Source organism: Saccharopolyspora sp. ID03-671 (assembly GCF_045278815.1).
Classification (GTDB): Bacteria; Actinomycetota; Actinomycetes; order Mycobacteriales; family Pseudonocardiaceae; genus Saccharopolyspora; species Saccharopolyspora ipomoeae.
The window spans coordinates 3,840,363-3,867,298 of sequence record NZ_CP134054.1; the positions used below are offsets into that span (position 1 = coordinate 3,840,363).

22 protein-coding genes and 1 pseudogene are annotated in these 26,936 nt (G+C 70.9%); 12 read left to right on the forward strand and 11 right to left on the reverse strand.

Annotated elements, in window-relative coordinates:
- The first annotated feature begins 33 nt into the window (after positions 1–33).
- Positions 34–1,518 carry a CCA tRNA nucleotidyltransferase gene (locus tag REH65_RS17610; RefSeq protein ID WP_406688354.1) on the forward strand — a complete coding sequence of 495 codons (1,485 nt, stop codon included), beginning with the start codon at positions 34–36 and terminating at the stop codon, positions 1,516–1,518.
- 181 nt (positions 1,519–1,699) lie between these two features.
- On the forward strand, positions 1,700–2,272 hold the full coding sequence (locus REH65_RS17615; protein ID WP_406688355.1) for a YqgE/AlgH family protein: 573 nt from the start codon (positions 1,700–1,702) through the stop codon (positions 2,270–2,272).
- Between the two features lie 61 nt (positions 2,273–2,333).
- On the opposite strand, the gene REH65_RS17620 is transcribed toward REH65_RS17615, so the two are convergent.
- On the reverse strand, positions 2,334–2,735 hold the full coding sequence (locus tag REH65_RS17620; protein ID WP_406688356.1) for an SdpI family protein: 402 nt from the start codon (positions 2,733–2,735) through the stop codon (positions 2,334–2,336).
- Between the two features lie 278 nt (positions 2,736–3,013).
- Between REH65_RS17620 and leuS the strand changes: the two genes are divergently transcribed.
- The 3 genes from leuS (at position 3,014) to REH65_RS17635 (ending at position 9,211) form a co-directional block, all read left to right on the forward strand.
- Positions 3,014–5,899, forward strand: a complete 2,886-nt coding sequence (gene leuS / locus REH65_RS17625) for a leucine--tRNA ligase (RefSeq protein ID WP_406688357.1) — start codon at positions 3,014–3,016, stop codon at positions 5,897–5,899.
- A gap of 293 nt (positions 5,900–6,192) precedes the next feature.
- Positions 6,193–8,166: an acyl-CoA dehydrogenase gene (locus tag REH65_RS17630; protein ID WP_406688358.1), complete on the forward strand. Its 1,974-nt coding sequence runs from the start codon at positions 6,193–6,195 to the stop codon at positions 8,164–8,166.
- A 97-nt stretch (positions 8,167–8,263) separates the two neighbouring features.
- The gene (locus tag REH65_RS17635) at positions 8,264–9,211 is read left to right on the forward strand and encodes a hypothetical protein (protein ID WP_406688359.1); all 948 of its coding nucleotides are present in this window, start codon (positions 8,264–8,266) and stop codon (positions 9,209–9,211) included.
- On the opposite strand, the gene REH65_RS17640 is transcribed toward REH65_RS17635, so the two are convergent.
- The 4 genes and pseudogenes from REH65_RS17640 to REH65_RS17655 all read right to left on the reverse strand — a co-directional run bounded on the left by REH65_RS17640 (position 9,212) and on the right by REH65_RS17655 (position 12,444).
- On the reverse strand, positions 9,212–10,492 hold the full coding sequence (locus REH65_RS17640) for a cytochrome P450 (RefSeq protein WP_406688360.1): 1,281 nt from the start codon (positions 10,490–10,492) through the stop codon (positions 9,212–9,214).
- 9 nt (positions 10,493–10,501) lie between these two features.
- Positions 10,502–10,850 (reverse strand): annotated as a pseudogene (locus tag REH65_RS17645) (DUF742 domain-containing protein).
- Positions 10,847–11,248 carry a roadblock/LC7 domain-containing protein gene (locus REH65_RS17650; protein ID WP_281457593.1) on the reverse strand — a complete coding sequence of 134 codons (402 nt, stop codon included), beginning with the start codon at positions 11,246–11,248 and terminating at the stop codon, positions 10,847–10,849. Before REH65_RS17650 ends, REH65_RS17645 begins: the two are co-directional and overlap by 4 nt.
- Positions 11,245–12,444 carry an ATP-binding protein gene (locus REH65_RS17655; protein WP_406688361.1) on the reverse strand — a complete coding sequence of 400 codons (1,200 nt, stop codon included), beginning with the start codon at positions 12,442–12,444 and terminating at the stop codon, positions 11,245–11,247. Before REH65_RS17655 ends, REH65_RS17650 begins: the two co-directional genes overlap by 4 nt.
- A gap of 680 nt (positions 12,445–13,124) precedes the next feature.
- Between REH65_RS17655 and REH65_RS17660 the strand changes: the two genes are divergently transcribed.
- Positions 13,125–13,502 carry a hypothetical protein gene (locus tag REH65_RS17660; RefSeq protein ID WP_406688362.1) on the forward strand — a complete coding sequence of 126 codons (378 nt, stop codon included), beginning with the start codon at positions 13,125–13,127 and terminating at the stop codon, positions 13,500–13,502.
- Between the two features lie 7 nt (positions 13,503–13,509).
- On the opposite strand, the gene REH65_RS17665 is transcribed toward REH65_RS17660, so the two are convergent.
- Positions 13,510–14,229, reverse strand: a complete 720-nt coding sequence (locus REH65_RS17665) for a TetR/AcrR family transcriptional regulator (RefSeq protein ID WP_281457590.1) — start codon at positions 14,227–14,229, stop codon at positions 13,510–13,512.
- A 176-nt stretch (positions 14,230–14,405) separates the two neighbouring features.
- Between REH65_RS17665 and REH65_RS17670 the strand changes: the two genes are divergently transcribed.
- Positions 14,406–14,672, forward strand: coding sequence for a glutaredoxin domain-containing protein (locus REH65_RS17670; protein ID WP_406688363.1), 267 nt, complete (start codon positions 14,406–14,408; stop codon positions 14,670–14,672).
- 271 nt (positions 14,673–14,943) lie between these two features.
- Here the strand turns inward: REH65_RS17670 and REH65_RS17675 are convergent, their stop codons facing one another.
- Entirely contained in the window at positions 14,944–15,252 is a 309-nt protein-coding gene (locus REH65_RS17675; RefSeq protein WP_406688364.1) for a hypothetical protein, read from the reverse strand.
- A gap of 254 nt (positions 15,253–15,506) precedes the next feature.
- Between REH65_RS17675 and ptsP the strand changes: the two genes are divergently transcribed.
- Positions 15,507–17,156, forward strand: a complete 1,650-nt coding sequence (gene ptsP, locus REH65_RS17680) for a phosphoenolpyruvate--protein phosphotransferase (RefSeq protein WP_406688365.1) — start codon at positions 15,507–15,509, stop codon at positions 17,154–17,156.
- Between the two features lie 33 nt (positions 17,157–17,189).
- Here ptsP and REH65_RS17685 read toward each other — a convergent pair whose 3' ends face one another.
- Both REH65_RS17685 and macS read right to left on the reverse strand, forming a co-directional pair.
- Entirely contained in the window at positions 17,190–17,870 is a 681-nt protein-coding gene (locus tag REH65_RS17685) for a response regulator transcription factor (protein WP_281457586.1), read from the reverse strand.
- Positions 17,867–19,060 (reverse strand): MacS family sensor histidine kinase, encoded by a 1,194-nt coding sequence (macS, locus tag REH65_RS17690; RefSeq protein ID WP_406688366.1) that lies wholly within the window; start codon positions 19,058–19,060, stop codon positions 17,867–17,869. The genes REH65_RS17685 and macS overlap by 4 nt, the downstream gene beginning before the upstream one ends.
- A gap of 208 nt (positions 19,061–19,268) precedes the next feature.
- Between macS and REH65_RS17695 the strand changes: the two genes are divergently transcribed.
- A complete protein-coding gene (locus tag REH65_RS17695; RefSeq protein ID WP_406688367.1) occupies positions 19,269–20,465 on the forward strand; it encodes a diguanylate cyclase in 1,197 nt (398 codons plus the stop codon).
- Between the two features lie 215 nt (positions 20,466–20,680).
- On the opposite strand, the gene REH65_RS17700 is transcribed toward REH65_RS17695, so the two are convergent.
- Positions 20,681–21,856 carry an AI-2E family transporter gene (locus REH65_RS17700; protein WP_406688368.1) on the reverse strand — a complete coding sequence of 392 codons (1,176 nt, stop codon included), beginning with the start codon at positions 21,854–21,856 and terminating at the stop codon, positions 20,681–20,683.
- 471 nt (positions 21,857–22,327) lie between these two features.
- Between REH65_RS17700 and REH65_RS17705 the strand changes: the two genes are divergently transcribed.
- Positions 22,328–23,098, forward strand: coding sequence for a hypothetical protein (locus REH65_RS17705; protein ID WP_406688369.1), 771 nt, complete (start codon positions 22,328–22,330; stop codon positions 23,096–23,098).
- A 161-nt stretch (positions 23,099–23,259) separates the two neighbouring features.
- Complete coding sequence (locus REH65_RS17710) at positions 23,260–24,360, forward strand: hypothetical protein (RefSeq protein WP_406688370.1); 1,101 nt, start codon at positions 23,260–23,262, stop codon at positions 24,358–24,360.
- 50 nt (positions 24,361–24,410) lie between these two features.
- On the opposite strand, the gene REH65_RS17715 is transcribed toward REH65_RS17710, so the two are convergent.
- The gene (locus REH65_RS17715; protein ID WP_281457580.1) at positions 24,411–25,709 is read right to left on the reverse strand and encodes a glycosyltransferase 87 family protein; all 1,299 of its coding nucleotides are present in this window, start codon (positions 25,707–25,709) and stop codon (positions 24,411–24,413) included.
- 329 nt (positions 25,710–26,038) lie between these two features.
- On the opposite strand from REH65_RS17715, the gene REH65_RS17720 reads away from it, so the two are divergent.
- Positions 26,039–26,896, forward strand: coding sequence for a GGDEF domain-containing protein (locus REH65_RS17720; protein WP_281457579.1), 858 nt, complete (start codon positions 26,039–26,041; stop codon positions 26,894–26,896).
- The last annotated feature ends 40 nt before the right edge of the window (positions 26,897–26,936 follow it).

A 26,936-nucleotide genomic window follows, 5' to 3' on the forward strand; every position in this document is an offset into this window, starting at 1 on the left:
GGTGGTCTCACCCGGCCGATACCCTGGTGAATCGTGTCCACCAAGCAGCAACCCGGTACCCCTCAGGCCTCCTCCGAGCTGGACGCCCAGCGCAACGCGGTCGTCGAGCTGATCAAGGTCGCACCGGTCGCCGAGGAGCTGGGTGAGCGCTTCGCCGCCGCCGGTCACCGGCTCTACCTGGTGGGCGGCAGCGTGCGGGACGCGCTGCTGGGACGCCTGGGCACGGACCTGGACTTCACCACCGACGCCCACCCCGAGCGGGTCCGCGAGCTGCTGACCGGGTGGGCGGAGACGATCTGGGACACCGGCATCCAGTTCGGCACGCTCGGCGCCTTCCGGCACGGCACGACGGTGGAGATCACCACCTTCCGCGCCGACAGCTACGACCGCGTCGGGCGCAACCCCGAGGTGGCCTTCGGCGACTCCATCTCCGGCGACCTGGTGCGCCGCGACTTCACCGTCAACGCGATGGCCATCGAGCTGCCCGCGCGCACCTTCGTCGACCTGCACGGCGGCATGACCGACCTGGTCGAGCGGCGGCTGGACACCCCGGCCGCGCCGGAGGACTCCTTCGCCGACGACCCGCTGCGGATGCTGCGCGCGGCCCGCTTCGTCGCCCAGCTCGGCTTCACCCCCAGCGACCGCGTGGTCGAGGCGATGACCGCCATGTCCGCCGAGATCGCCCGGATCACGCCGGAGCGCGTGCAGGTGGAGCTGTCGAAGCTGCTGTGCGGCGAGTTCCCGCGGCGCGGCGTGGAGCTGCTGGTGGACTCCGGGCTGGCCGAGCACGTGCTGCCCGAGGTGCCCGCGATGAAGCTGGAGATCGACGAGCACCACCAGCACAAGGACGTCTACAGCCACTCGCTGACGGTGCTGGACCAGGCCATCGACCTGGAGCGGGCCGCCGATCCGGACGCCGAGCCGGACCTGGTGCTGCGGCTGGCCGCGCTGCTGCACGACATCGGCAAGCCCGCGACCCGGCGCTTCGAGTCCGGCGGCGGGGTGAGCTTCCACCACCACGAGGTGGTCGGGGCGAAGATGACCCGCAAGCGGCTGCGCGCGCTGCGCTACCCGAAGGACGTCATCAACCAGGTCTCGGACCTGGTGTTCCTGCACCTGCGGTTCCACGGCTACAGCGACGGGCAGTGGACGGACTCGGCGGTGCGCCGCTACGTCAACGACGCGGGCCCGCTGCTGACCCGGCTGCACAAGCTGGTGCGCGCCGACTGCACGACCCGCAACAAGCGCAAGGCCAACGCGCTGCAGCGCGCCTACGACGACCTGGAGGAGCGGATCGACCGGATCGCTGCCGAGGAGGACCTGGCGAAGGTGCGCCCGGACCTCGACGGCAACGAGATCATGCAGCTGCTCGGCGTCGATCCGGGGCCGGTCGTGGGGCAGGCGTGGAAGCACCTCAAGGAGCTCCGGCTGGACCGCGGGCCCATGTCGCGCGAGGAAGCGATCGCGGAACTGCACCGCTGGGCCCGCGAGCAGGGCATCGAAACCGCAGGTCAGTGACCCGGAGCAGGTTCACTATTACTACTGAGTGGTGATTGGTGGGGAGTAATGCTCACTGGTCACCACTCATTCGTATCTTCTCCCGGTTTTCCGCCCATCTTGTTGCGCGAGGACGGGGTCAGCTCCGGTGATCCGGTGAGATCATGCGGAGGTGGGATCAGACGCTGTGGGCCCAGACGCTGTGAGCCCAGATGCTGGGGTGGAGCCGGGGACGCTGCTGGTCGCTGCTCCGCAGCTGATGGACAAGAACTTCCGGCGAACCGTCGTCTACGTCATCCACCACCGCTCGGAGGGCACCCTCGGGGTCGTGCTCAACCGGCCCAGCGAGGTCGCCGTGCACGACGTGCTCCCGAAGTGGGGTGATCACGCGACGCTCCCCCAGTCGCTGTTCGTGGGCGGACCGGTCGAGCAGCGCACGGCGATCTGCCTGGCGACGCTGCGCGCGGGCGAGGACATCGCGGCGGTGGACGGCGTGGTCGGCGTGCGCGGGCCCGTCGGGATGGTCGACCTGGACGGCGACCCGGAGGCGCTGGCGCCCCGGGCGCGCGGGCTGCGGTTCTTCGCCGGCTACTCGGGGTGGGACGCGGGCCAGCTGGCCGGGGAGATCGAGCGCGGCGACTGGCTGGTCGTCCCGGCGCTGCCCGACGACGTCATCGCCGACCCCGACGACGAGCTCTGGTCGAGAGTCCTCCGCAGGCAGGGCCCACCTCTGGCGTTCCTCGCCACGCACCCCGGAGACGTGAAGCTGAACTAGTTCTCCACAGCCTGTGGAGAACTGCCTGTGGAGAACTTGGGGAGAAGTGTGTTCGCGCTGGTCAGGCGCCGCAGCAGCCGCCCGCGCAGCCTCCACAGCCACCGGCCGGAGCGGGTGCCGGGACCGTCTCCGCGGCCCGGTTGCCCACAACCCCGCCGACGGTCATCAGGGCGAAGGCGCCGACGAGGCCGAGCACCGCGACCATCCCGACGCTGAAGCCGCTCGCCAGCGCGGGCAGCGACGCCCCGGCCAGCACGGCGATCCCGCCGCCGGCCAGCAGCGCCGGACCTGCGGCCCGGTTGGCGAGCTCGAAGGCCTCCTCGCTGCGCATCGCGGCGGGTGTCCGCACGCCGACGTAGGTGTTGAGGGGCAGCGAACCCCGAAGGCCCCGGAACCCGAGCAGCAGCAGGGCCGCTCCGCCGAGGATCAGAACCGCGCAAAGGATCACCTGAACAGCGAGCACCCCCGCAGCCTAAACCTCCGCCCGGCGGAGATCGGCCGGACACCGGCTGCGGGTGCGCTGTCCCACACGCCGAGCGGAAACCGTTTTGCCTGGTCCGCTACTCTGGACCCATGAGCGCGCAGCTGCTTCTTGCGAGGCCGCGTTGAGCCGATGAGACGGTTCAGCGCGGCGACCCCTCATGCCCGACCAGGGCTGGGGGGTTTTCCGTTTTCCGGGGGCGGCACACTAGGGCGCACGAACGCGCGCGTTCCGGCGGAGCAGGGAAGGACGCAAACGACATGACTGGCCAGCCCAACGAGGCCACTTCGACCGAAGAGGTGCCGGCGCACCGCTACACGGCGGGCACCGCGACCGAGATCGAGCAGCGCTGGCAGCGGGAGTGGACCGAGCGCGGCACGTTCCACGCGCCGAACCCCGCGGGCTCGCTGGCCGATGGCGAGGTGCCCGCGGACAAGCTGTTCGTCCAGGACATGTTCCCGTACCCGTCCGGTTCCGGTCTGCACGTCGGTCACCCGCTGGGCTACATCGGCAGCGACGTCTACGCCCGCTACCACCGGATGCAGGGCCGCAACGTGCTGCACACGATGGGCTTCGACTCGTTCGGCCTGCCCGCCGAGCAGTACGCGGTGCAGACGGGCACGCACCCGCGCACCACGACCGAGGCCAACATCGAGCGCTTCCTGGGCCAGATCCGCCGGCTGGGCCTGGGGCACGACGAGCGCCGCCGCATCGCCACCACCGACATCGAGTTCTACCGGTGGACGCAGTGGATCTTCCTGCAGATCTTCAACGCCTGGTACGACCCGGACGCCGACGGCGGCCGGGGCCGCGCGCGGCGGATCAGCGAGCTGGAGGCCGAGTTCGCCTCCGGTGACCGCGCCACCCCGGACGGCCGCCCGTGGGCGGAGCTGTCCGAGGCCGAGCGCCGCGAGATCGTCGACCCGTACCGGCTGGCCTACCTGTCCGAGGCGCCGGTCAACTGGGCGCCGGGCCTGGGCACCGTGGTGGCCAACGAGGAGGTGACCGCGGACGGGCTGACCGAGCGCGGCAACTTCCCGGTGTTCCGCCGCAACCTGAAGCAGTGGATGATGCGGATCACCGCCTACGCGGACCGCCTGGTCGACGACCTGGACCGGCTGGACTGGCCGGACAAGGTCAAGACGATGCAGCGGAACTGGATCGGCCGCTCGCAGGGCGCCAACGTGGTGTTCCCGGTCGGCGACTCCGGCCGTTCCGTCGAGGTCTTCACGACCCGTCCGGACACCCTGTTCGGCGCGACCTACATGGTCCTGGCGCCGGAGCACCCGCTGGTCGACGAGCTGGTCACCGCCTCCTGGCCGGACGACGCGGACGAGCGCTGGACCGGTGGCGCGGCCACCCCGGCGGACGCCGTGGCCGCCTACCGGCGGGCCGCCTCGATGAAGTCCGACCTGGACCGGCAGGAGAACAAGGAGAAGACCGGCGTCTTCACCGGCGCGCACGCGACCAACCCGGTCAACGGCGCCCGCATCCCGATCTTCATCGCCGACTACGTGCTGATGGGCTACGGCACCGGCGCGATCATGGCCGTCCCCGGCCAGGACCAGCGCGACTGGGACTTCGCCACCGTGCTGGGGCTGCCGATCATCCGGACGGTGCAGCCGGCCGACGGGTTCGACGGCGACGCCTACACCGGTGACGGACCGGCCATCAACTCCGCGTCCGAGTCCACCGGCCTGAGCCTGAACGGCCTGGACATCGCCGACGCCAAGAAGACCGTCATCGCCTGGCTGGAGGAGCACGGCCACGGCCGCGGCACGGTCCAGTACAAGCTGCGCGACTGGCTGTTCGCCCGCCAGCGCTACTGGGGCGAGCCGTTCCCGATCGTCTACGGCGACGACGGCGTGCCGCGCGGCGTGCCGGAGGACCGGCTGCCGGTCGAGCTGCCGGAGGTCGAGGACTACTCGCCGCGCACCTTCGACCCGGAGGACGCCGACTCCCGCCCGGAGCCGCCGCTGGCCAAGGCCGAGGCGTGGCGCAACGTCGAGCTGGACCTGGGCGACGGGCTCAAGCACTACGAGCGCGACACCAACGTCATGCCGCAGTGGGCGGGTTCCTGCTGGTACCAGCTGCGCTACATCGACCCGGACAACTCCGAGCGGTTCGTCGACCCGGCCAACGAGCAGTACTGGATGGGCAAGAACCCGCAGGTGCACGGCGGCAACGACCCGGGCGGCGTGGACCTGTACGTCGGCGGCGTGGAGCACGCGGTGCTGCACCTGCTGTACTCGCGGTTCTGGCACAAGATCCTGTTCGACCTGGGTTTCGTGTCCTCGGAGGAGCCGTACCGGCGGCTGTACAACCAGGGCTACATCCAGGCGTACGCCTTCACCGACGCGCGCGGCGTCTACGTCCCGGCCGAGGAGGTCGAGGAGAAGGACGGGAAGTTCTTCTACCAGGGCGAAGAGGTCTCCCGCGAGTACGGGAAGATGGGCAAGAGCCTGAAGAACTCGGTGTCGCCGGACGAGATGGCCGACGCCTACGGCGTGGACACGCTGCGGCTGTACGAGATGTCGATGGGCCCGCTGGAGGCCTCGCGCCCGTGGGTGACCAAGGACGTCGTCGGCTCGCACCGGTTCCTGCAGCGGTTGTGGCGCAACGTCGTCGACGAGAGCACCGGTGAGCTGCGGGTGACCGACGACGAGCCGGACACCGAGATGCTGCGCGCCCTGCACAAGACGATCGCGGGCGTCCGGGAGGACTTCGCGGAGCTGCGGTTCAACACCGCGGTGGCGAAGCTGATCGAGTTCAACAACCGGATCACCAAGGTCTACTCGTCGGCCGCGGGCACGCCGCGCTCGGTGGTGGAACCGCTGGTGCTCATGGTGGCTCCGCTGACGCCGCACCTGGCGGAGGAGCTGTGGACCCGCCTGGGCCACGCCGAGAGCCTGGCCCACGGCCCGTTCCCGGTCGCCGACGAGCAGTACCTGGTGGAGGACTCGATCGAGTACCCGATCCAGGTCAACGGCAAGGTCCGCTCCCGCATCCAGGTCCCGGCGTCCGCCGACCAGGACGCGGTCAAGTCCGCGGCCCTGGCCGACGACAAGATCGCCGCGGCCCTGGACGGCAAGGACCCCCGCAAGGTCATCGTCGTCCCCAACCGCCTGGTCAACATCGTCGCCTGACCCACCCGGCACCCCGCACGCCCAGAACCCCGGCTCTCGTCGCACGAGAACCGGGGTTCTCGGCGTTCCGGACGTCCTCGGGTCGAACGACGCGGGTGGGAACCGCGGTGTTCGGTCTCGGGCGTGTGCCGGGTCCGGTGCGGGGTGTCCGGTATTACGGTGCGTGGTGAGTTTCGTCGCATGGCGGGGTTACCCGTCGGTAACTACGGTGGGCGGCGTCGGACGGAGAACCTGGAGGCCGCGAGATGACCCAGCCTGCTGACACGAGGCCCGCTGAAACGAGGTCCGCTGACGTGGGTTCCGCCGCGGCGGGGCCCGCTTTCGACGCCGCTGAGCTGCGCGCCCTGCTGGACGGGCGGTGGGCGTCGGTGCGCGAGAAGGTCCGCGCGTCGCTGCGCGAGAACGACCTCGCCAACGCCGACGACCTCGACACCGAGAGCCACCGGGCGCGGACCCTGGAGCAGCTGCGGCTGCTGGCCAAATCCGGCGTCCCCGAGCTCGGGTTCCCCGTCGCCCAGGGCGGCGGCGGTGACCAGGGCGGATCGGTCGTCTCGCTGGAGCTGCTGGCCGGGAACCTGTCGCTGATGGTCAAGTCCGGCGTGCAGTGGGGTCTGTTCGGCGGCGCCGTCGTCGCGCTCGGCACCGAGCGCCACCACGAGCGCTACCTGCGCGACATCATGAGCGTCGAGCTGCCGGGCTGCTTCGCGATGACCGAGACCGGTCACGGTTCCGACGTGCAGCGGCTGCGCACCACCGCCACCTACGACGAGACGACCCAGGAGTTCGTCGTCCACACCCCGCACGAGGCGGCGCGCAAGGAGTACATCGGCAACGCCGCCCGCGACGGCCGGATGGCGGTGGTGTTCGCCCAGCTCATCACCGGCGGCAATGGCAACACCGGGGCCGAGAGCCACGGCGTGCACGCGCTGCTGGTCCCGATCCGGGACGAGGCCGGGAACCCCTGCGAGGGCGTGCGGATCGAGGACTGCGGGCGCAAGGCCGGGCTCAACGGCGTCGACAACGGCCGCCTCTACTTCGACCGGGTGCGGGTGCCGCGGGAGAACCTGCTCAACCGCTACGGCGACGTCGCCGAGGACGGCACCTACAGCAGCCCGATCGACAGCGAGGGCAAGCGGTTCTTCACGATGCTCGGCACGCTGATCCGCGGCCGGATCTCGGTGGCGGGCACCGCGGGCTCCGCCGCCAAGCTGGCCCTGGAGATCGCGCTGCGCTACGCCGACGCGCGCCGCCAGTTCGACCGGCCGGGCGGCGACGAGGAGGTCGTGGTCCTCGACTACCTGGCGCACCAGCGGAAACTCCTCCCCGCGCTGGCGAAGTCGTTCGCCCTGCACTTCGCCCAGGAGGAGCTGGTGCAGGCCCTCGACGAGGTGCAGCGCGGCGGTGACGAGCGGGCCCAGCGCGAGCTGGAGTCCCGCGCCGCCGGGCTCAAGGCGGTCACCACCTGGCACGCCACGCACACCATCCAGACCTGCCGCGAGGCCTGCGGCGGAGCGGGCTACCTCACCGAGAACCAGCTGGCGGGGCTGAAGGCCGACACCGACGTGTTCACCACGTTCGAGGGCGACAACACGGTCCTGCTGCAGCTGGTCGCCAAGGGCCTGCTGACCAACTACAAGGACCAGTTCGACGGGATCGGCACGCTGGGCCTGGCGAAGTTCGTCGCCGACCAGTTCGTCGGCGCGGTCATCGAGCGCTCCGCCGCGCACTCGATCGTGCAGCGGATCATCGACGCCTCGAACAAGGACGACATCCTCGACCGCGGCTGGCAGCTCAAGGCGTTCCAGGACCGCGAGGAGCACGTGCTCGACGGTCTCGGCCGCCGGCTGCAAAAGGCGAACAAGGACAACGCCTTCGACGTGTTCAACAACGCCCAGGACCACGTGCTGCGCGCCGCGCGGGTGCACATCGACCGGCTGGTGCTGGACGCGTTCGTCGCCGCCGTCGACCGGTGCCGGGACCCGCGCAACGCCGAACTCCTCGACAAGCTCTGCGACCTCTACGCGCTGTCGATCGTCGAGGAGGACAAGGCCTGGTTCCTGGAACACGAGCGCATCAGCCCGCGCCGCGCCAAGGCCATCACCCAGGCGATCAACACGCTCTGCGGCGAACTCCGCCCGCACGCGGTCGACCTCGTCGAGGCCTTCGGCATGCCCCGCCAGTGGCTCACGGCCCCCATCGCGACCGGGGCCGAATCCGCGCGCCAGGGCGCGCAGATCGCCCACGACAGGGCGAACCCGCTCCCCTGACGCGATTTTTCCCCGGTGGTGTTCGAAGCGGAGGGAACCGAAACGGTTCCGCTGCGTCTCAACCGTGTCCGCGTTGAACACCACTGAGGGAGAAACGATGAGAGCGCTGGTCCGGAAGAGCGTCGTGGCCGCGGTGAGCGGTGCCTTGCTGCTGGGGGTTCCGGTGACGGGGTCGGCCGCCGAGAGCGCGGCGATCACCTGCGATTCCGACTCCAGCGGCGAGGACGCCTCCTTCTACGGCGGGCCTTCGGCGGGCTACACCTACGACGAGAAGTTCAGCGCGGGCCCGGACATCCCGGGCATCCCCGAGCACACGCCGCAGGGCCTGGCCGCCTGGAACGACTGGGACGGCGCGGGCCACGGCCTGCTGCTGGTCACCGCGTACGGGAAGGACGGTTCGAACGCCAAGATCTACGGCGTCGACCCGGCCACCGGCAAGACCGTCGGCGACGTCGAGATCGCCGAGACCCACGCCAGCGGCATCGCGATCGCCCGCGGCTGGGCGTTCGTGACCGGCCGCAACAACTCCGAGGGCCACTACACGATCCGCAAGTACGAGCTCTCCCGCATCGCCGACGCGCTGAAGGCCGAGGGCAGCCCGTACCTCAAGCAGACCGGCCAGGCCCGCGAGGTCTACGGCGCGTCGTTCCTGGCCGGCGACGGGAACACCGTCTACGCGGGCAAGTACAGCCGCGAGGGCCGCGAGAAGATGTACGCCTACAGCGTCGCCGAGAACGGAGACCTCACCACCGGCAAGTCCTACGAGGTCCCGAAGGGCACCCAGGGCCTGATGGTCACCGGCGACAAGTTCGTCTACAGCACCTCGCTGTCCCGCGACGTGCGCAGCAACCTCTACGTCACCACCAAGGGCGCCACCGACATCGACATCCCGGCGACCCACTGCTTCCGCTCGCCGAGCATGTCCGAGGGCATCGACGACCTCGGCGGAACCGCCTACGTGCTGCACGAATCCGGCTCCGGCCAGTACCCGGACGCGCTCAACGTCGTGAAGAAGCTGCACCAGGCGAAGGTCGGCTCGCTGTAGTCAGCCCCCGCGCAGCCAGCGGAGGAGCGCTCCCCAGCGCCCGACGGGTTGGTAGGGGCCCGGTTCCCGTCGCACGACCGGTGTCGGCGAGCCGAGCCACGGCCGGATCTGCTGGGGCGGTGGCGGGAACGTCACCGGCAGCGAGGCCAGGGACCGGTGGAACGGGCCGGGTTTCCACTCCAGCGCGTCGGCGGGCACCGCGGGTTCCAGGTCCGGCAACCGGTCCAGGACGCGTTCGACGGCCGCGGTGCCCGTCATCCGCGCGATGCGCTGCGCGGGTGTCGGGCACGCGTGCCTGCCCGCGCCGAACGCGACGTGCGCCCGATTCCCCGCTCTCCCGGGGGAATCCACCGCGGGATCGGTGTTCGCGCCCGCGAAGCTGATCAGCAGCGGTTGGTCCGCGGGCACCGGGTTGCCGCCGACCTGCACCTCCCGGGGCGGGAAGACGGCGCCGTGGTTGGCGATCGGGGGATCGGTCCACAGCACCTCGTCGAGCGCGTCGCCCACCGGCAGGCTCCCACCGGAGAGATCACCGGCGAACCGCTCGTCGACCAGCAGCAGCCGCAGCGTGTTCGCGATCAGGTTCTGCAGCGGTTCGCTGCCCACCCCGCACAGCAGCGCCACCTGGTGCACCGCCTCCTCGTCGGAGAGCCCGGCCTGGTGGGCGAGCAGCCAGGACACCACGTCGGGGCCGGGTTTGCCCCGCTTCGCGGCGACGAGCTCGGCGACCGCCTCACCGATCCCCCGCCCGCTGTCCACCCCGTCGAACAGTGCCAGCGCGCCGGAGACGATCTTCTCCGAGATCACCGGCGGTGCCCCGCAGATGCGGGTCACCATCAGCAGCGGCAGCACCCGCGCGTACTGCTCGACGAGGTCGGCCCTGCCGTCGGCGGCGAACCGGTCGATGAGCGCGTCGGCCGTCTCCTCCAGGTTGGTGCGCAGTTCCCGGGTGTCGACGCGGGCGAGCGCGTCGGTCACGGCGCCGCGCAACCGGGTGTGCGTGGCGCCGTCGGTGAACAGGCAGTTCGGCCGGTAGGTCATCAGCGGCAGCACCGGGCAGCTCTGCGGCACGGTGCGCTGCCAGGACCTCGGGTCCTTCGGGAAGTTCGCCGGATCGCGCAGCACCTGCAGGGCTTCGGCGTAGCCGAGCACCAGCGTCGCGGGCACGTCCGGCGCGATCTCCACCGGTGCGGTCGGCCCCGCCTCCCGCAGCCGCCGGTAGGCGGTCTGCGGGTCGGCGGCGAATTCCGGTGCGTGCAGCCGGGTTCGGTTGTCGGTCACGAGTGCTCCCTACAGGCCGGCGCGGAGCCCGTCGAGGACGCCCTGCAGCAGTTCCAGCCGTGGCGCTTCGAGGTCGCGCTGGGCGCTGCGCGTCACGATGTGACCGCTGTCCAGCAGGTCTCCGAGCAGCACCTTCGTCACGCTGAGCGGGCGCGAGGTGCGCGGACAGCTCGGCGACCGACATCGGCCGCTCCCGGCACAGCCCCAGCACGCGCCGCATCTCGGGTCCGGCGGTGCCGGGCGAGGCCTGGCGGACCGCGAAGATCTGGGTGTCCATCTCGAAGGTGTTGCGCGACGGTCGGGCTCGGCCGCCGGTGACGACGTGCGGTCGGACCAACGCGCTCTCGCGGCGCTTCACGCGAACTCACCGACGCGCTGACCGGCGCTGAGTTCCTTCCCGAGCCGCTGGACGAGCTCCATCAACCGGTGGGTCATGCTCTCCACGTCCACGCCGTGACCTGCGGAGGCGGCGACGTAGGCGCGCGGGCCCGCGGCGACGAGGAAGACGAAGCCGTGGTCGTACTCGGTGATGGTCTGCTGCCAGGACTTCTCGGTCGAGCCGCAGAACGCTGCGTTGGCGCGGGCCAGCGACTGCAGGCCGGACATGGCCGCGGCGTGCCGCTCGGCTTCGTCGGAGGTGATGTCCGCGGAGTGGGCCATGAGCAGCCCGTCGGAGGACAGCAGGATCGCGTGCCTGGCCTCCGGGATCCGCAGCGCCTCGTCGAGCATCCACCCCAGGTCGTGTTGTCGGTTCATGATGCGGTCGTTCCCTCTTCGTCGTCCGGTTTGTCCTCGGACCCGCGACCGGTGAGGCTGCCGCGTTGCCACGCCCCCATCACCGATGGCTTGCCCCTTCCCCAGTTCCCCTGCTCGGCCCGATTCCCCTGGTCAGGTCGGTTCCCCTGGTCACGGGCCCGGGTCGGCACGGTCGTGCTGCTGCGGCGCTGCCGCTTGGGCAGTCCGCTGCTGGTCTCCTGCTGCCCGGCCGGTTCGTTCGCGGCCGGTTCGTTCATCGCCGGTGCGGGAGCGGGTGTTTCGGTCTTGGTGAGCAGTTCGTTGGGCAGGAACAGCACCGCGCGCATGCCCCCGTAGGGCGAGGCGGCTTCCACGAAGACCTTGAACCCGTACCGCGCGGCGAGCACCCCGGCGAGCGCGAACCCGATCTGCGGCGGGTCGCCGAGCTTGTTGATGTCGACGACTTCCCGGCCGGTGAGCAGCGCTTTCGCGCGTTCCCGGGATTCGGGGCTCATGCCGACACCGGCGTCGTCGACGACGATGGACAGCCCGTTGTGCGCGGGCTGGAAGTGCACCTGGACCTGGGTGGCGGGCTGCGAGTAGCGGGCCGCGTTGTCGAGCAGCTCGGCGAGCGCGAGCACGACGGGTTCGACGGCGCGGCTGGACACGGCGAGCTCGCTCTCGGCGTGCGCCTCGATCCGCAGGTAGTCGCGGATGCGGGAGGTCGCCCCGCGCACCACGTCGAGCACCGGCGCCGCGGAGCGCTGCCGGCCGGGCCACGTTCCGCACAGCACGGCGGTGGCCTGGGCGCGCCGCACGAGCTGCGAGTTGGCGTGGTCGATCTTCATCAGCCCGGCGAGCACGCCCGGGTCGTCGTGCTCGTGCTGCATCTCGGTGATGGCGAGCTGCTGCTCGTTGGCGAGGCTCTGCACGCCGCGCATGGTGGAGATCAGCGTGGCCTTGGCGGCGCGGTCGGCGCGCTGCCGGGTCTCGTCGGCGAAGCCCGCGAACTGGCCGATGACGGTCTGCAGCTCGTGCTGGAAGGCGGTGTCGGCGAGGTTGGGGCGCAGCGGCCCGGGCACGTCGATGGGCAGGCCGCGCTCGGCGTCCATCAGCGCCGGGAGTCGCCGCGTGACCAAGTGGTGCGCTTCCTCATCGCGCAGCCGGATCTGGAACTTGAGGCGCTGCAGGGAAACCAGGAAGGCGAGCAGAATCACTACGATTGCCGCGAGGGCAACCCACAATGCCACGTCCACTGGGGAGTGCTCCGTCGTTAGCGTGCGTGAATGAATTCGAAAGCACCGGGAACGACGAAGTTACCACGCTGTTGGGGCGACGATCGAAAGCGATTTACCGCGCAATCAAACACTGATCGTGACGAGATGGGCGGTATGACCAGCGAAGATGTGGCCTAGGTAGCGTGCCATTGCGACACTCGCGTGATCTGGGAGACGTTCCTGATCGCCATTCGGATGCGCTCTGTGACAACTCCGCCCAGGTGCCCTCCCGCTCCGCCGAACGACGGAAATCCGCGAACCGGCGCAACCGAATTCATGACCGCGAACACGACCCCATCGCCCCCGTTTTCCCGATCTGATGAACCTCCGCGGAACCGCCTGCCGAACGGCTACAATCCCCCGAATTTCGATCACCCGAAAACGATCATGCGGTGGTTCCGCGCTGCGCCGCGCCTCGCCAGCGGACGGTTTTTCCTCGAACTGTCCGGGCAAAACGGACATTGATCATGGGTGATTCGAGGAAAAACCGTCCCCCTCCGCAACCCGGGAACGACGGGACAATGCCGCGCGGCCGGAGAGCCGCCGGAGCCGCTGCGGGGCCTCGGGGGCGCGTCGCTAGTCTCTCCACATCGGACTGATGAAAGTGGAGGTATGACAGCATGTTTCACGAAATCACGCTTCAGGTGTTCTCAACCGGGTGGCTCGTGGGAGTGGGTGCACTCCTGGTGACGGCCGTTGTCCTGCTGACCTTCCCGCTGCGCGGTGGGAACGGCCAGCACGCGGGGTCAGGGCCGGGCGCGCTGACCGTGTGGGCGCTGCAGAAGTCGATCCGCGAGCGGAGCGAACTCTCCGAATTCGCAAGGTATTTCATCGCCGTGCTGGAGGCGGACCGGCGTCCCGGGACGGCGCGGATGCGGGCTCGGACGGAGCCGCCGCCCTACATCGGGGCGCATCGCCTGCGCGAGAGGTTCCACGCGGACGTCTGTCACCCGCGCGTGCAGGTCGAGCTCGGGCCCGCGCTGATCCGACCACACTGAGTGAGGCTCAGATCAGGCCGCTCTCCTCGGCCAGCTCCTGCAGCGCCGCGTCGAAGAGCTGATCGGCGTGGATCACCTCGAACGGGAAGCGGCCGAAGACCTCCAGCGCGATGTGCCCGTACAGGCGCACCCACCAGCGCATCAGGAAGTACACCGCCTCCGCGTCCAGGGCTTCCGGGGGCATGTCGATGCCCTCGTGGGAGAAGGCGTCGGCCAACGACTTCTGCTGCACCGACAGGTCCGGCAGGTCCACCGACGCCTTCACCTTCTCCTGCGCGTTCGGGTTCTCCGAGATCATCGGGGCGACGATGCTCAGGAACACGCCCGCGAACCGGTCCGGCTGCCGGGAGCGGTCCTTCGGGGTCGCGAAGACCAGCGCGAACTCCTTCGGGTGCGCCAGCGCCCAGGAGCGGAACCGGCGGCAGACCGCGAACGTGCGGTCCAGGAAGTGCTCGGTGACCGGGTCGAACGCCGCCGAGAGCTCCTCGGAGAGGTCGGCGCAGACGTCGTCGCAGAGCTGCCGCAGCAGGTCCTCGCGGGAGGCGTAGTAGCGGTAGAGGGCGGGCGCGGTGATGCCCAGCTCGCGCGCGATCGCGCGCAGCGTCACCGCGTCGCTGCCGTGCTCGACGAGCAGCGTCCGGGCGTGGTGCCGGATGTCCTGCTCGGTGGCCGCCCGCGCCCGCTCGCGCGGGGACAGCTCCGTCTCGCGCGGGGACAGCTCCGTCATGTCCTCCACCCCTCGGTCCCGGCCCGGCCCCTCGGCCGGACGGTCAGACCGTAACGGGCGTCACCGCTGCGCTGGAAGGGGTCCTGTGTGGACGACATGAGCTGCGTCTCCCGGCGGATGAATTCGGCGCCGGGATCGTTGAAGCTTGCAGAGGAGCTTGGCGAACTGGAGGTCGGATGTCCGCGGAACACGTCACCGTCTACAGCAGGCCGGGGTGCCCGTTCTGCATGTCGCTGCGCGCTGGCCTGCAGGGGTCCGGTCTGGCGTTCGAGGAGGTCGACATCTGGCAGGACCCGGAGGCGGCGGGCGTCGTGCGCTCCATCGCCGACGGCAACGAGACCGTGCCCACCGTGGTGATCGGGGACTGGCAGGCGGTCAACCCGTCGACCCGGCAGGTCCTGGCCGCGGTGGCCGAGCGCGCTCCGCACCTGCTGCCCGCCTGAGCGGGTCGTCCTGACCCGGGAAGCGGGCCCGGGGAGCTGAGACCGTGGGCCGACCGCACGGGGGGCGTTGCGGCCGGCCCACAGCAGGTTGCGATCGTCGATGGCGCGATTACCGACGAGCGACAACCCGTTCAGTTTGACGGCAACGCCCGGGGAAAAGATCCACCTTGACAGCGGAATTCGCTCGAACGGTGGATCACAAGCGGAATAATCCGCTGTGTCCGAAAGCACATCAAATTTTGCATTCAGAGTGTTTTCCCTGGTGAGGGCGTTACTCGCGTTTCCTTCCCGGTCTTTTCCGGCCTTTCCGCTGTTCGCGTTCGCCGGGTTCCCCGGTCGAGGCGACCGGGGACTGGGATTCGTCGTGGTGGCTCGTGTCGACCGGCTCGCCCGGGGCGGTTTCGGCCCGGTCCTCGTCGGCCCGGGAACGGGGGGCCTGGGCGGCGCGGAAGCGGTGGCTCGCGGGGTCGTCGTCGGACGGTGAGGGTTGGGCCGCGAAGAAGGTCACGAGGGCGGCCAGTCGCTCGGTGAAGCGGTGCGCGTCCAGTTTCGGCTCGGTGAGCGTCGCGGTGAATGTCATGCCCACAGCCTGCGATTTCAGGGGTGCGAGCCGGATCCGTACGGCTACTCAGTTGTTACCTATGAGTAACGCCACCCGCTGCTGCATCCGGGTGACGTAGGAACCCGCGGCGGACCCGCGGGAGCCCACTGGCTCACACGATCAAGCCAAATGGGAAAACCGTCCCTACGCTGGTCTCAGCGGGGTGTTGAGGTGCGTGTCGTATCCGCGCCGCGCGCTTCTGCTGAGCAACTCGGAAAGGTATGGTCTAGACCATGTCGCGTTTGACTGGTGTCGGAGTCAGCTCCGGCCGTGCCGCCGGGCCGATCGTCCGGGTCGCCGACCCGCTGCCCGAGCCCGCCGCCACGCCCGCCCCGGCCGATCTCGTCGCCGAGGCCGCCCGGATCAGCCCCGCCGCCGACGCGGTGGCCCAAGGGCTGTTCCAGCGCGCCGCGAAGGTCGGCGGCGACGCCAAGGCCGTGCTGGAGACCACCGCCGCGATGGCCATGGACCCGGCCCTGACCTCCCAGGCCGAGCAGCTCGTGACGACCCGGTCGCTGCCCGCCGCCCGCGCCGTCTTCGAGGCCGCCAACGGCTTCGCCGACGCGCTGCGCGCCGCCGGCGGCTACATGGCCGAGCGCGCCCGCGACGTGCACGACGTGCGGGACCGGATCATCGCCGTGATCGAGGGCGTCACCCCGCCCGGCGTCCCCGAGATCACCGCGCCGAGCGTGCTGGTCGCCCGCGACCTCGCGCCCGCCGACACCGCCGACCTCGACCCCGAGCTGGTGCTCGCGCTGGTCACCGAGGAGGGCGGGCCCACCAGCCACACCGCGATCCTGGCGCGCGCGCTCGGGATCCCGGCGGTCGTCGCGGTGCGCGGCGTGCTCGGTGTCCCCGCCTCCGGTGTCCCGGCCTCCGGCGCCACCGTCGACGGCGACGAGGGGACGGTGGAGCTCTCCGACGCCGAGGTCGCGGTCCGAGCCGCCGAGCGACCCGAGCACGCCGACTGGGACGGCGTCGGGCAGACCTCCGACGGCGCGCCGGTCAAGGTGCTGGCCAACGTCGGCTCGGCCACCGACTCGACCGCGGCCGTCGAGGCCGGTGCGCAGGGAGTCGGGCTGTTCCGCACCGAGTTCTGCTACCTGGGCGCCGACGTCGAACCCGACGTGGCCACCCAGCGCGCCGCCTACGCCGAGGTGCTGGCGCCGTTCGCGGGCAAGCCCGTGGTCGTGCGCACCCTCGACGCCGGGGCGGACAAGCCGCTGGCGTTCCTGGACATGGGCGTCGAGCCGAACCCGGCGCTGGGCGTGCGCGGCCTGCGGGTCGCCTTCGACCGGCCGGACCTGGTCGACACCCAGCTGGAGGCGATCGCCGGAGCGGCTCAGGACTCCGGAGCCGAGGTGTCCGTGATGGCGCCGATGGTCGCCACCGCGGACGAGGCCGCGTGGTTCGCCGAGCGCGCTCGCGCCCGCGGAATCGATCGAGTCGGCGTGATGATCGAGGTCCCGGCCGCCGCGCTGTCGGCGGCGGAGATCCTGCAGGCCGTCGACTTCGTCAGCATCGGCACCAACGACCTGGCCCAGTACGTCTTCGCCGCCGACCGGATGGCCGGCGCGCTGGCCGGGCTCAACGACCCCTGGCAGCCCGCGCTGCTGCGGCTCATCGCGATTGTCGGGCAGGCGGGTCGACATGTCGACAAATCGGTAGGTGTCTGCGGCGAAGCCGCCTCCGACCCGCACCTGGCGGGCGTTCTCGCGGGTCTCGGGGTCACCAGCCTCTCGATGAACGCCTCGGCCGTCCGAGCGGTGGGCGCAGCCCTCGCCCAACACCCCCTCGACACGTTCCGCAAGGCCGCTGAAGCAGCCCTCGAAGCCCCCAGCGCAGCAGCAGCTCGGCAAACCACCAAGACGACCCTCGTCTGACCTCGACGCCGCACGCGGCAACGTGGCGCCGGGTCAGGAGTCCTCGGGGTCGGGGTCTCCGTCTTGGTCGAGGCCGTGCTCGATCGCGTAGCGGGCGAGTTCCACGCGGTTGTGGAGCTGGAGCTTGCGGAGCGTCGACTGGACGTGGTTCTCGACCGTGCGGTGGGAGATGACCAGCTTCGTCGCGATCTGGCGGGCCGTCATGCCCTTGGCGACCAGGCGCAGGACCTCCGTCTCGCGCTCGGTGAGCTGCGGGGCCTGGTGCTCCGAGTCGGGGGTGATCGCCATGCGGCGGTACTCGCCGAGGACCAGGCCGGCCAGGCCCGCGGTGAACACCGCGTCGCCGGCGGCCGTGCGGCGGACCGCGTCCACCAGCTCCTCCGCAGAGGCGGACTTGACCAGGTAGCCCGAGGCGCCGGCCTTGACGGCCTCCAGGACGTCGGCGTGCTCGCCGCTCGCCGAGAGCACCAGCACCCGCGTCCCGGGGATCTCCTGGGTGATCTGCAGCGTCGCCTGCACGCCCGAGGTGTCGCCCAGGTTGAGGTCCATCAGCACCACGTCCGGCGTCACGGCCTGCGCGATGCGCAGCGCCGACGCGGCGTCGCCCGCGGTCGCGCGGACCTCGAAACCGCGCTCGCCCAAATCGCGCGCGACCCCATCCCGCCACATCGGGTGGTCGTCGACGACCATCACGGTGACCGGCGGTTCGCTCATCGCTCTCCTCCTCTGCGGCGTGCATTCCTGGGGGCGCGGGGGGTCTCGGGAGCGCGCGGGACGCGCACCTCCCACTCGGTTCCCTCGCCCGGCGCGGTGTCGAGGGTGATCATCCCACCCAGGGCGGTGACCCGACCCCGGATGGATTTCGCAATTCCCATCCGCCCTTCGGCGGCGGCCTCGTCCAACCGTCCGTCGGGGATGCCCGGCCCGTCGTCGCGGACGCTGAGCACGATCTCCTCCGGCAGCTCCTCCAGCAGCACCCACGCCTGGGCCTTCTCGCCCGCGTGCTTGTCGACGTTGGCCAGCGCCTCCCGGACCACCGCCGCGAGGTCCGCGCTGAGCTGCTCCGTCAGCCGAACCGGGTTTCCCGGCACCGACACGTGCACCCGCGCGGTGCGCAGCACCTGGAGCCGGGCCGCCAGGTCCGTCTCACCGTCCTCAGTGGATTCCGGCTTGGTGGCGATCAGCGAGCGCAGCTTGATCTCCTGCTCCCCCGCCAGTTCCGCGAGTTCCGCCGCCTCGCCGCCGAGTTCGGCGCCGCGCCTGCGCACCCGGGCCAGCACCTGCAGCACGCTGTCGTGGATGGACCGGGCGAGCCGTTCCCGCTCCGCCGTGGCGGCTTCGGCGCGCAGCGCCCGCGCGAGCCGCTCGGTCGACCGGCGCGCGGTGTCCGAGTTCAGACCGATCACCAGCCCGACCCCGACCAGCAGCAGCGTGTCCATCGCCATGTCCGAGCCGATCCGGCCGCGGATCAGCAGGTTCGCCCCCGCGGCGAGAACCCCCGCGACGACACCGCCCTTCATCCCCCACTGCACCGCCGCCGCGGTGACGCCGGTGGAGTGCCAGACCGTCACCACCGACGGGTCCGAGGTGTTCATGTGCGCCTCGGTCAGGATGAACTCGTTGAGCAGGAACAGCGCGTTGACCACCACCACGTCGGTGGCCACCAGGAGGTTCGTGCGCCCGGCCCGGGTCCGGTAGCGCCAGATCGTGAACACCGTCCACACCGCCATGCAGCTGATGCAGATGGCCGCCAGCCAAGGCCGCGCGTAGGAGCTGTAGTTCATGCCGAACCAGAACGCGGCGTAGAGGAACGTCACGACGCGAAAGACGTTGTGCCCCCGCCACAGCGGGGTGCGCCCGTCGGCCACCTGAGGTGGCGTCGGCGCTGCTTGCGAACCGGTCAACTCGAACTCCTCCCGACCGACCATCCTGCCCCACGCGCGGCCCGCGGCGGAATCGCGCGGGAGGGAAAGCGACGCGCGTCGCGTTGCTCCGTTCCGCCGAGCCGTCACGCCCGGTCGGGGGTCTTCGGCGCGAAACGCCGTTCACCGTTTTCACGTTGTGCTTCGGTCCGCCGAATCGCTGTGCGAGGCTCCGGACGGGAGGTGAGAGATGGGGCATTGGTCGCTGTGGCGGATGCGCCCTGCTGCGATCGGCTACGTCCTGCTCGTCCAAGCGCTCGCGCTGGCCCTCGTCGTGCTGGTGTTCGTCACCGGGCGGCGGCCCGATCCCGACGACCTCGCCCACTTCGCGGCGCTGGCCGTGACGGCGGGCGCGACCATCGTGGTCACCTCGGTATCGATCAACCTCCGGCGGCAGATCCGGCGCAACCCCTGGACGCTGCACATCGTCTACCTCGCGGCCGGAATCCTGCTGCTGCCACCGAATCTCCTGGCCCTGCTGCTGCTCGGGCCCGCGCTGCACGGGGTCCTGCACGACCGGCCCGAACCCCACCGCTGGTTGTTCACCACCGCGGCCACCACCGTCGCCACGTTCGCCGCGCGGCTGGTGATGGGCTGGGACGAGCCGGTGTGGACCTCGCCGGGGTTCTTCGTCACCGGCGTCGTGCTGCTGGTCGTGCGGTCCTCGGTGGTCGCGGGCGGGATCCGGTTGCGCAGGCCGGAAGCCACCCGCACCGCGGTGCTGGGCGAGCCGATCGACGTGCTGCTGGGCATCGTCGCGGCGAGCCTCGGCGGTCTGCTGGCGGTGGCGATGCAGTGGGCGCCGTTCGCCGCGCTGCTGGCCGGTCCGTCGATGGTGCTGCTGGACCTGGCCAGCCAGCTGCCGCAGTGGCGGCGGTCGGCGCAGAGCGACGGCAAGACCGGGCTCGCCAACGCCACCCACTGGGACCGGCTCGCGCGGCTGGAGCTGATGCGAGCCCGGCAGCGGCAGCAGCCGGTCGCCGTGCTGCTGCTCGACCTCGACCACTTCAAGCGGGTCAACGACGAGGTCGGCCACGTGGCGGGCGACACCGTGCTGGGCAGGTTCGCCGGGATGCTCAGGAACAACGTCCGCCGGGAGGACCTGGCCGGGCGCTTCGGCGGTGAGGAGTTCGTGGTGCTGCTGCCGGGCACCGAGTGCGAGACCGCCTACCGGGTGGCCGACCGGATCCGCGCGGCCACCACCGCCCTGTCGGTGCCCGTCCGCGACATCCGGGGCGAGCAGCGCGAGCTCACCGGCCTGACGGTGAGCATCGGCGTCGCGGTCACCGGCCGGTTCGACTACGAGCTCACCGACCTCCTGCTCGCCGCCGACGCCGCCATGCTCGCCGCGAAGGCAGCGGGCCGGAACGCCGTGACGGTGGCCTAGGGACTGTTGAGGACTCGCGTTGCTCAGCGGTGCGGGTGGCGGAAACCCCCGAAGGGACGGCGCCGCGCCTCCGTGGACTCCGCGCGCCGCTCCTTGAGCATTTCGAATACGCGGCGTCCCGGCGTGCTCGCCGCGAAGGCGCTCAGAACCCGCTCCGGTGCCAGTTGCCGGGGTGGTGGAAGAGAACGCGGCTCCGCCGCATGCCGCAGAATCGCCTAGTCCTTCTTCTTCTCGTCGTCCTCGGTCTCGTCGGCGGGTTCGTCCTCGGGTTCCTCATCGGACGGTTCGAGCGGGAGGCCGGTGGTGTCCGGGATCTCCTCCTCGACGGCGACGAGCGCGCGGATGGCGGCGTTGAGCACCGCGACCATCGGGATCGCCAGCAGCGCGCCGACGATGCCGTTGATCACGACGCCGATGCTGATCGCCAGCACCACGCCCAGCGCGTGGATCTGCACCGCGCGCCCGAGGATCAGCGGCTGCAGGACGTTGCCCTCCAGCTGCTGCACGGCCAGCACGATGCCGACCACGATCAGCGCCACGACCCAGCCCTTGGTCACCAGCGCCACCAGGACCGCGACCGCGCCCGAGGCGACCGCACCGACGATCGGCACGAAACCGCCGAGGAACACCAGCGCGGCCAGCGGGATCGCCAGCGGGACGCCCAGGATCACCAGGCCCAGACCGATGCCGAGCGCGTCGGCCACCGCGACCAGGGCGGTGGCCCGCACGAACCCGACCAGCGAGGTGAACCCGGCGATGCCGGCGCGGTCGACCTTGTCGCGCACGTGGCGCGGGGCCAGCCGGATCACGAACAGCCACACCCGGCGTCCGTCGTGCAGGAAGTAGATGAGGGTGAACAGCGCCAGCACCAGGCCGGTCAGCAGGTTGCCGAAGGTGCTCGCCGTGGACAGGGCGCCGCTGGTGAGCACCGCCTGGTTGGACTGCAGCCAGTCCCGCGCCTGCTGGATGTAGTTGGCGATCTGGTCGTCGTTGAGGTGCAGCGGCGACACGGCCAGCCACTGCCGCATCGCTTCGAGGCTGGCCACGACCTGGCGCTGCAGGTCGGGGAAGCCGTTGATGAAGGCGTTGACGACGCCGGTCAGCACTCCGCCGACCACGGCGAGGCCGCCGACCAGCACCATCACCGTCGCCAGCGACCGGGGCACCTTGTGCCGGGCCAGCCACGACACCAGGGGCGCCAGCAGCGCCGACAGCAGCAGCGCGATGGCCACCGGGATCACGACCACGTAGATCCGGGTGATGATCACGCCCATCACGTAGAGAGCGGCGGCGATCACCAGCATCCGCCAGCTCACCGCCGCGGACACCCGCAGCACCCGTGGGATCGACGTCGAGGCGTCGTCCGGCCCGCTGATCTTCGGCTCGCTCACCCCGCCACCGTATCGCCGATCTTGATTCCGCAACCCCCCAACGCCGCCACCCGTCGTGCCCGGGGCGACCGGATTACGGCCGTTCTCCGGAACCCGAACACGGCCGCAGTCCGGGTCGTACGCGGATTACGGCCGTTCTCCGGAACCCGAACACGGCCGCAATCCGGGTCGTACGTGGAATGCGGCCGCAATCGGGACCCGGAACACCGGCGCAATCCGGACACCCCGCCCCGTCGGGGACGCGATCTCAATGGAGATCAGGAACCCGATCTCCATTGGGATCGGGGGTCATCGCCCGGATCGGGACGTCCGGTTCGGGGGGTTCGGCAAGTCGGGGTGTGTAACACGATGTAGCGAACTGGCTTCCGTGCGCTTACGGAAGTCGACCTTGTTTTGACAGAGTTCCGGACGCGAGGGAGGACGAAGCTCCGTGGGGGAGTCACAGCAGGCCGAGGAGGTTCTGGCACCGCGATGTCCGTCCGCGACCGCACGACGCTCACCGCCGCACGGCGGTGGCTCGGTCGTGCCCTGGTCCTGGCCGGAACGGCGGCTGCCGGGACCTCCGCGGCCCTGCTGATCGGCCAGCCCGCGGAGGCGGCGTCGGACGAGCCCGCGCAGTCGCTCACCGACGCCCCCGTCCTGTCGGACTCCCCGGCGCTGTCCGGGGCGGCCGCGCTCACCGATCAGGTCGCGCGAGTTCCGGCCGCGGCGGTGGAGCGGGTGTCCGGTCCGGCTTCGTTCCCGCTCGACCGCGTCGACCCGCTCTCCCTGGTGCCCGCCGAACCCGTCGGGCACCTGCTCACCGGCGATCTCGACGAGGAGACCGCCGCCGAGCCGCCGGAGTTCGCGGAACCCCCGCAGGCCGCTGGGCCCGCGGATCCGGCGGAACCCACCCCGAACACCGCCGCCGCGCCGGACCGGCAGGCGGACGTCCCGCGGCCCGCCGCGGACGCCCCCGTTCCGGAGCCCGCGTCCGCGGTGCATGCGGACGACCCGGTCCGGACGGGCGGACACCCCGTTCCCGACACCCCCGACCCGGAGCTCCCGGAGGGAGGCTCCGCGCTGCCCGCGCCCGCCGGGTGCGCCAAGACGGCGGACGGGCAGCAGCACGGCACCGGTCTGCTCGGTCGGCACCCGGCGGTCCCGAGGGCCGACGCCGCCCGGCCGGACGCCTGCGCCGGCGATCGGCACGAGCTGCCGCGCGGCGTCCCGGCCCCGCAGCCCGGCGCGACTCCCGACTGACCCGCTGACCGGCCGCGACTCGCAGCGTGGCGATGCCGCGCGCCGGTCACTTCGCGATCTGAGTCCACCGCCGACCGACCATGATCAAGTTCTGATTTCGGTGCGGCGCTCGAAGTTGATTTTCCCCCCGAACGCGGGGAGCCTGGTGAAGGAGAAGATCCATGCAGACTTGGGCGAAGCGCGGCGTTCAGACCGCGCTGGTCACTGGTGGCATGCTGGCCGTCGGAACGGGGGTCGCTTCCGCCGGGGACGCCTGTCAGCAGCGTCCGATGCCGTTGGGAGAGTCGGTGTTCCCGCCCGCGCTCGACGACACTGCGCCGCTGGGCCGTTGCCTGGCCGGAGACCTGTTCGCAGAGGGTGCGCAGCGTCGTGACCACCTCGATGAGTCCGCCAACGAGCTGACCCGCGAGATCCCCGCGCTGCGCTTCCAGGAGTCGCCGCTGCAGCTGGCGGGGTGGGCCGCGGACCCGGCCGAGGCCAAGCCGCTGGACCTGCGCCGCGCGGCGCAGGGGCCCGCGCCGGTCACCCCGGCCGAGGGCTTCCACCGCTCGCTGAGCTGGTCCGCCTCGATCGGCGACGTCGTCCGCGATCCCGCGGGCGACAGCGGGCCGCAGACCGCCGAGCTGGTCATCCCGCACGACGACCTCGTCTACTTCGACGGCTTCGGCCAGGCCGACGGGATCATGGACCTCTACGAGGGCGCCTTGGCCTCCCGCGAGCAGCCCGAGCCCGCCGGTCTGCTGGAAGGCGGCCTGCTGGCCACCGACGCCGTCGACCTGACCGCCTCCGACGTGGGCGGGCTGCGCAGCGACCTGCACACGGTGCCGCCGCTGGTGCTGTCCGCGGCGCTGGCCGAACCGCCCGCTCCCCCGGCCTCGCCCGCGGAATTCGTGCCGCTGCACGTGCCGGGCGAGCGGCAGGCCCCGGTCACCGAGGTGCCGCTGCTGGACGGCCTGTCGCTGCTGGAGCTGTCCAAGGTCCCGGGCGCCGTCGAGCGCAGCGGCCCGGGCCTGTCCGCGCCGCTGCCGGGCCTCGGCGAGCTCAACGCGCTGCAGAACGGTTCGGCCTCGGCGCCGACGCCGAACCGGATCACCGCTGCGCTGGAGGACGCCGTCCTGCCGGAGCGGACGATGGTCGCCTCCCGCTCCGAGCTGCCGCTGCTGTCCGGTGCCCCGGACGTCACGCTGCCGATGCCGGCGGTCAGCCCCGAGATGATGCACCGCTTCGACAACGCCGAGACCGTGGTCATGAACCGCATCTGATGGCGAGAGCGAAGAAGGCCCCCTCCGGCGGAGGGGGCCTTCTTCACGTCTCAGGGCGTCACAGCAGGCGGTTTCTCCACCCGTGGGATGTCCACCGGTTCCCGGTCCCGCTCCCGCCACCACAGGACGACGTTGTAGATCAGGAAGGCGAGCCCGAAGTAGACGTAGGAGTTGCCGACGAACTGCTCGAAGACGTTCCAGGTCAGCTCCAGACCCTTGCCCTGGGGCATCTTCCAGTGCGGGCCCATCATGAAGAAGCAGCCGATCATCGTCGTGATCAGCAGCATCGCCCAGTCGCGGCGCACGACGGCCGCGCCGCCGAGCAGCACCAGGCCGGGGATCGCCCAGACCCAGTGGTGCGACCAGGAGATCGGCGAGAGCAGCAGCCCGAGCACGCCGTTGATCACCACGGCGGTCGGCAGGTCGCGCTGCCGGATCGCGTTGAGCATCCCCAGCACGGCCAGGCCCAGCACCAGCACCACGAGCACGCCCAGCAGCAGGCCGAGGTGCGGCACGCTCAGCTTCGCCAGCAGCGACTTCATCGACTGGTTGCCCGCGTAGGTCGAGGCGTCGCCGGTGAACTTCGGCCCGAAGTTGACGTTGCTGGTCGCGAACATCTCGTGCAGCCAGAAGCGACGGGCGTTGTCGAAGGTGACCAGCAGCCCGAGCAGCGCGGTGCCGGCGAAGCCCAGCAGCGACACGGCGATCATCCGGAAGTCCTTGCGCAGCAGCGGCAGCAGCAGGAACACCAGCGGCGTGAGCTTGATGCCGGCGGCGATGCCGATCAGCAGGCCGCGCGGGTAGGGCAGCTTCTTGGTGCCCTCGACCCGCCACAGGCAGTCCACGACGACCAGCGCCATCAGCACGATGTTGATCTGCGCGTAGGTGATCGTCTCCATGATCGGCTCGCTGATCGTGGCGATCGGCAGCACGGCGGCGGTCACCAGCAGCACCTTGTCGCGGTGCGCCTGCAGGAACGTCGACTCGCGCAGCACCACGTACAGCGTGGTCAGCAGCGCGAGGTGGCTGACGAGCATGATCACCGCGGTGGAGATCGCCTTCGGCACCAGCGCCAGCGGCGCGAACACGATCGCCGCGAACGGCGGGTAGATGAACGGCAGCCGCAGCCCGGACTCGGTGGGGGGCAGGCCGTGGTACAGATCGCGGCCCGCCAGCAGCGCCTGAGCGCCCTGCCGGTAGACCTCGCCGTCGATGTGGTCGTGGGTGTTGACGGTCGAGACCACCACCACGGCGATCAGCTCGGCGATCGCGATGACGGCCAGCAACGACCTGTGATCACGCAGTCGCTCGGCCAGCGGACGCAGGTCCGCGGTTCCGGGCATGGACATGCACCATCCTCTCGGCTACCACTGCCGCCCCAGGGTAGAGATGAGTCCGGTCGTCTCCGACGGTCGGAGTCCGGTTGTGACGCTCTCTCTATCGCTTGTGGACTCGTGGCGTTTCGGCGAGGTCTTCCCGATCGTGTTTCACCTGCACGAATGATCAATTTCCGAAGATCGAGGTGACGCGTGGGGAAGGTGTGACAAGAGCCTTGACGCTCTGTGTTGGACGGACGGTTATTCCACCGTTACGGGTGGTCGCTTCGCTCTTGAAAAACGCCCGGTCACAAGGGGAGGCTCGAACGGACTGCTCCGTTTGGTGGGGAGGGAGGGGCCGAATGAGTGTCCTCGACGTGGCTGCTGCCCAGCTGGCGCCGGTGTGGGACGAACTCGTCAGCGGGCTCAACGTCGGGATGCTGCTGACCGACGACCGCGGCCAGGTGCTGGCCACCAACGACGTCGCCGCCGGGCTGATGCAGCTCGACAAGGCCGACATGCTCACCGGCACCCGCCCGCACGACTGGGAGGTCCGCGACGACACCGGCTCGCCCATGCCGGACTGGGCCGACCTGGCCGGGCAGGTGCTGCGGGCGGGCTGCCCGCTGTCCATCCCGCTCGTCATCATCAGCGGTCACACCCAGAGCCGCATCTGGGCCGATTACCACGCGGTCACCGTCGGCGGTCGCAGGCGAGTGCTGGTGCTGCTGCAGTCGGTGCACACCGACGTGTCGCACTCCTCCGGCCTGCTCGACCCGCTGACCGGGCTGCCCGGGCGCGTGCTGCTGCTGGACCGCCTGGAGCAGTCGCTGGTCCGCTCCCGCTCCCGGGGCACGCTGTCGACCCTGGTCCTCATCGACGTGCAGCGGCTGGCCGACTTCAACGCCGCGCACGGCTTCGAGCGCGGCGACGAGATGCTGTCCACGCTGGCCGGACGGCTGCGCGAGGGGCTCAAGGACGAGCACACCGTGGCCCGCTACGGCGGCGACGAGTTCGCGGTGGTCGCCGAGCACCCGAGCGGCACCGGCGAGCGGATCGCCGCGCAGGCCCGCGAGGTCGCCGGCTGGCCGATGCGCGTCGGGCGCAAGCGCGTCCGCCCGGGCCTGCGCGTCTCCTGGGTCACCACCGACGGCCACGCCTCGGTCCACTCGGTCCTCGCCCGAGCCGAACACCAGCTGACTTCGAAGGTGCGGTCCTGAATGAGGAGTGAGTGCGAGCGGCGGAGCCGCGAGGCGTGGA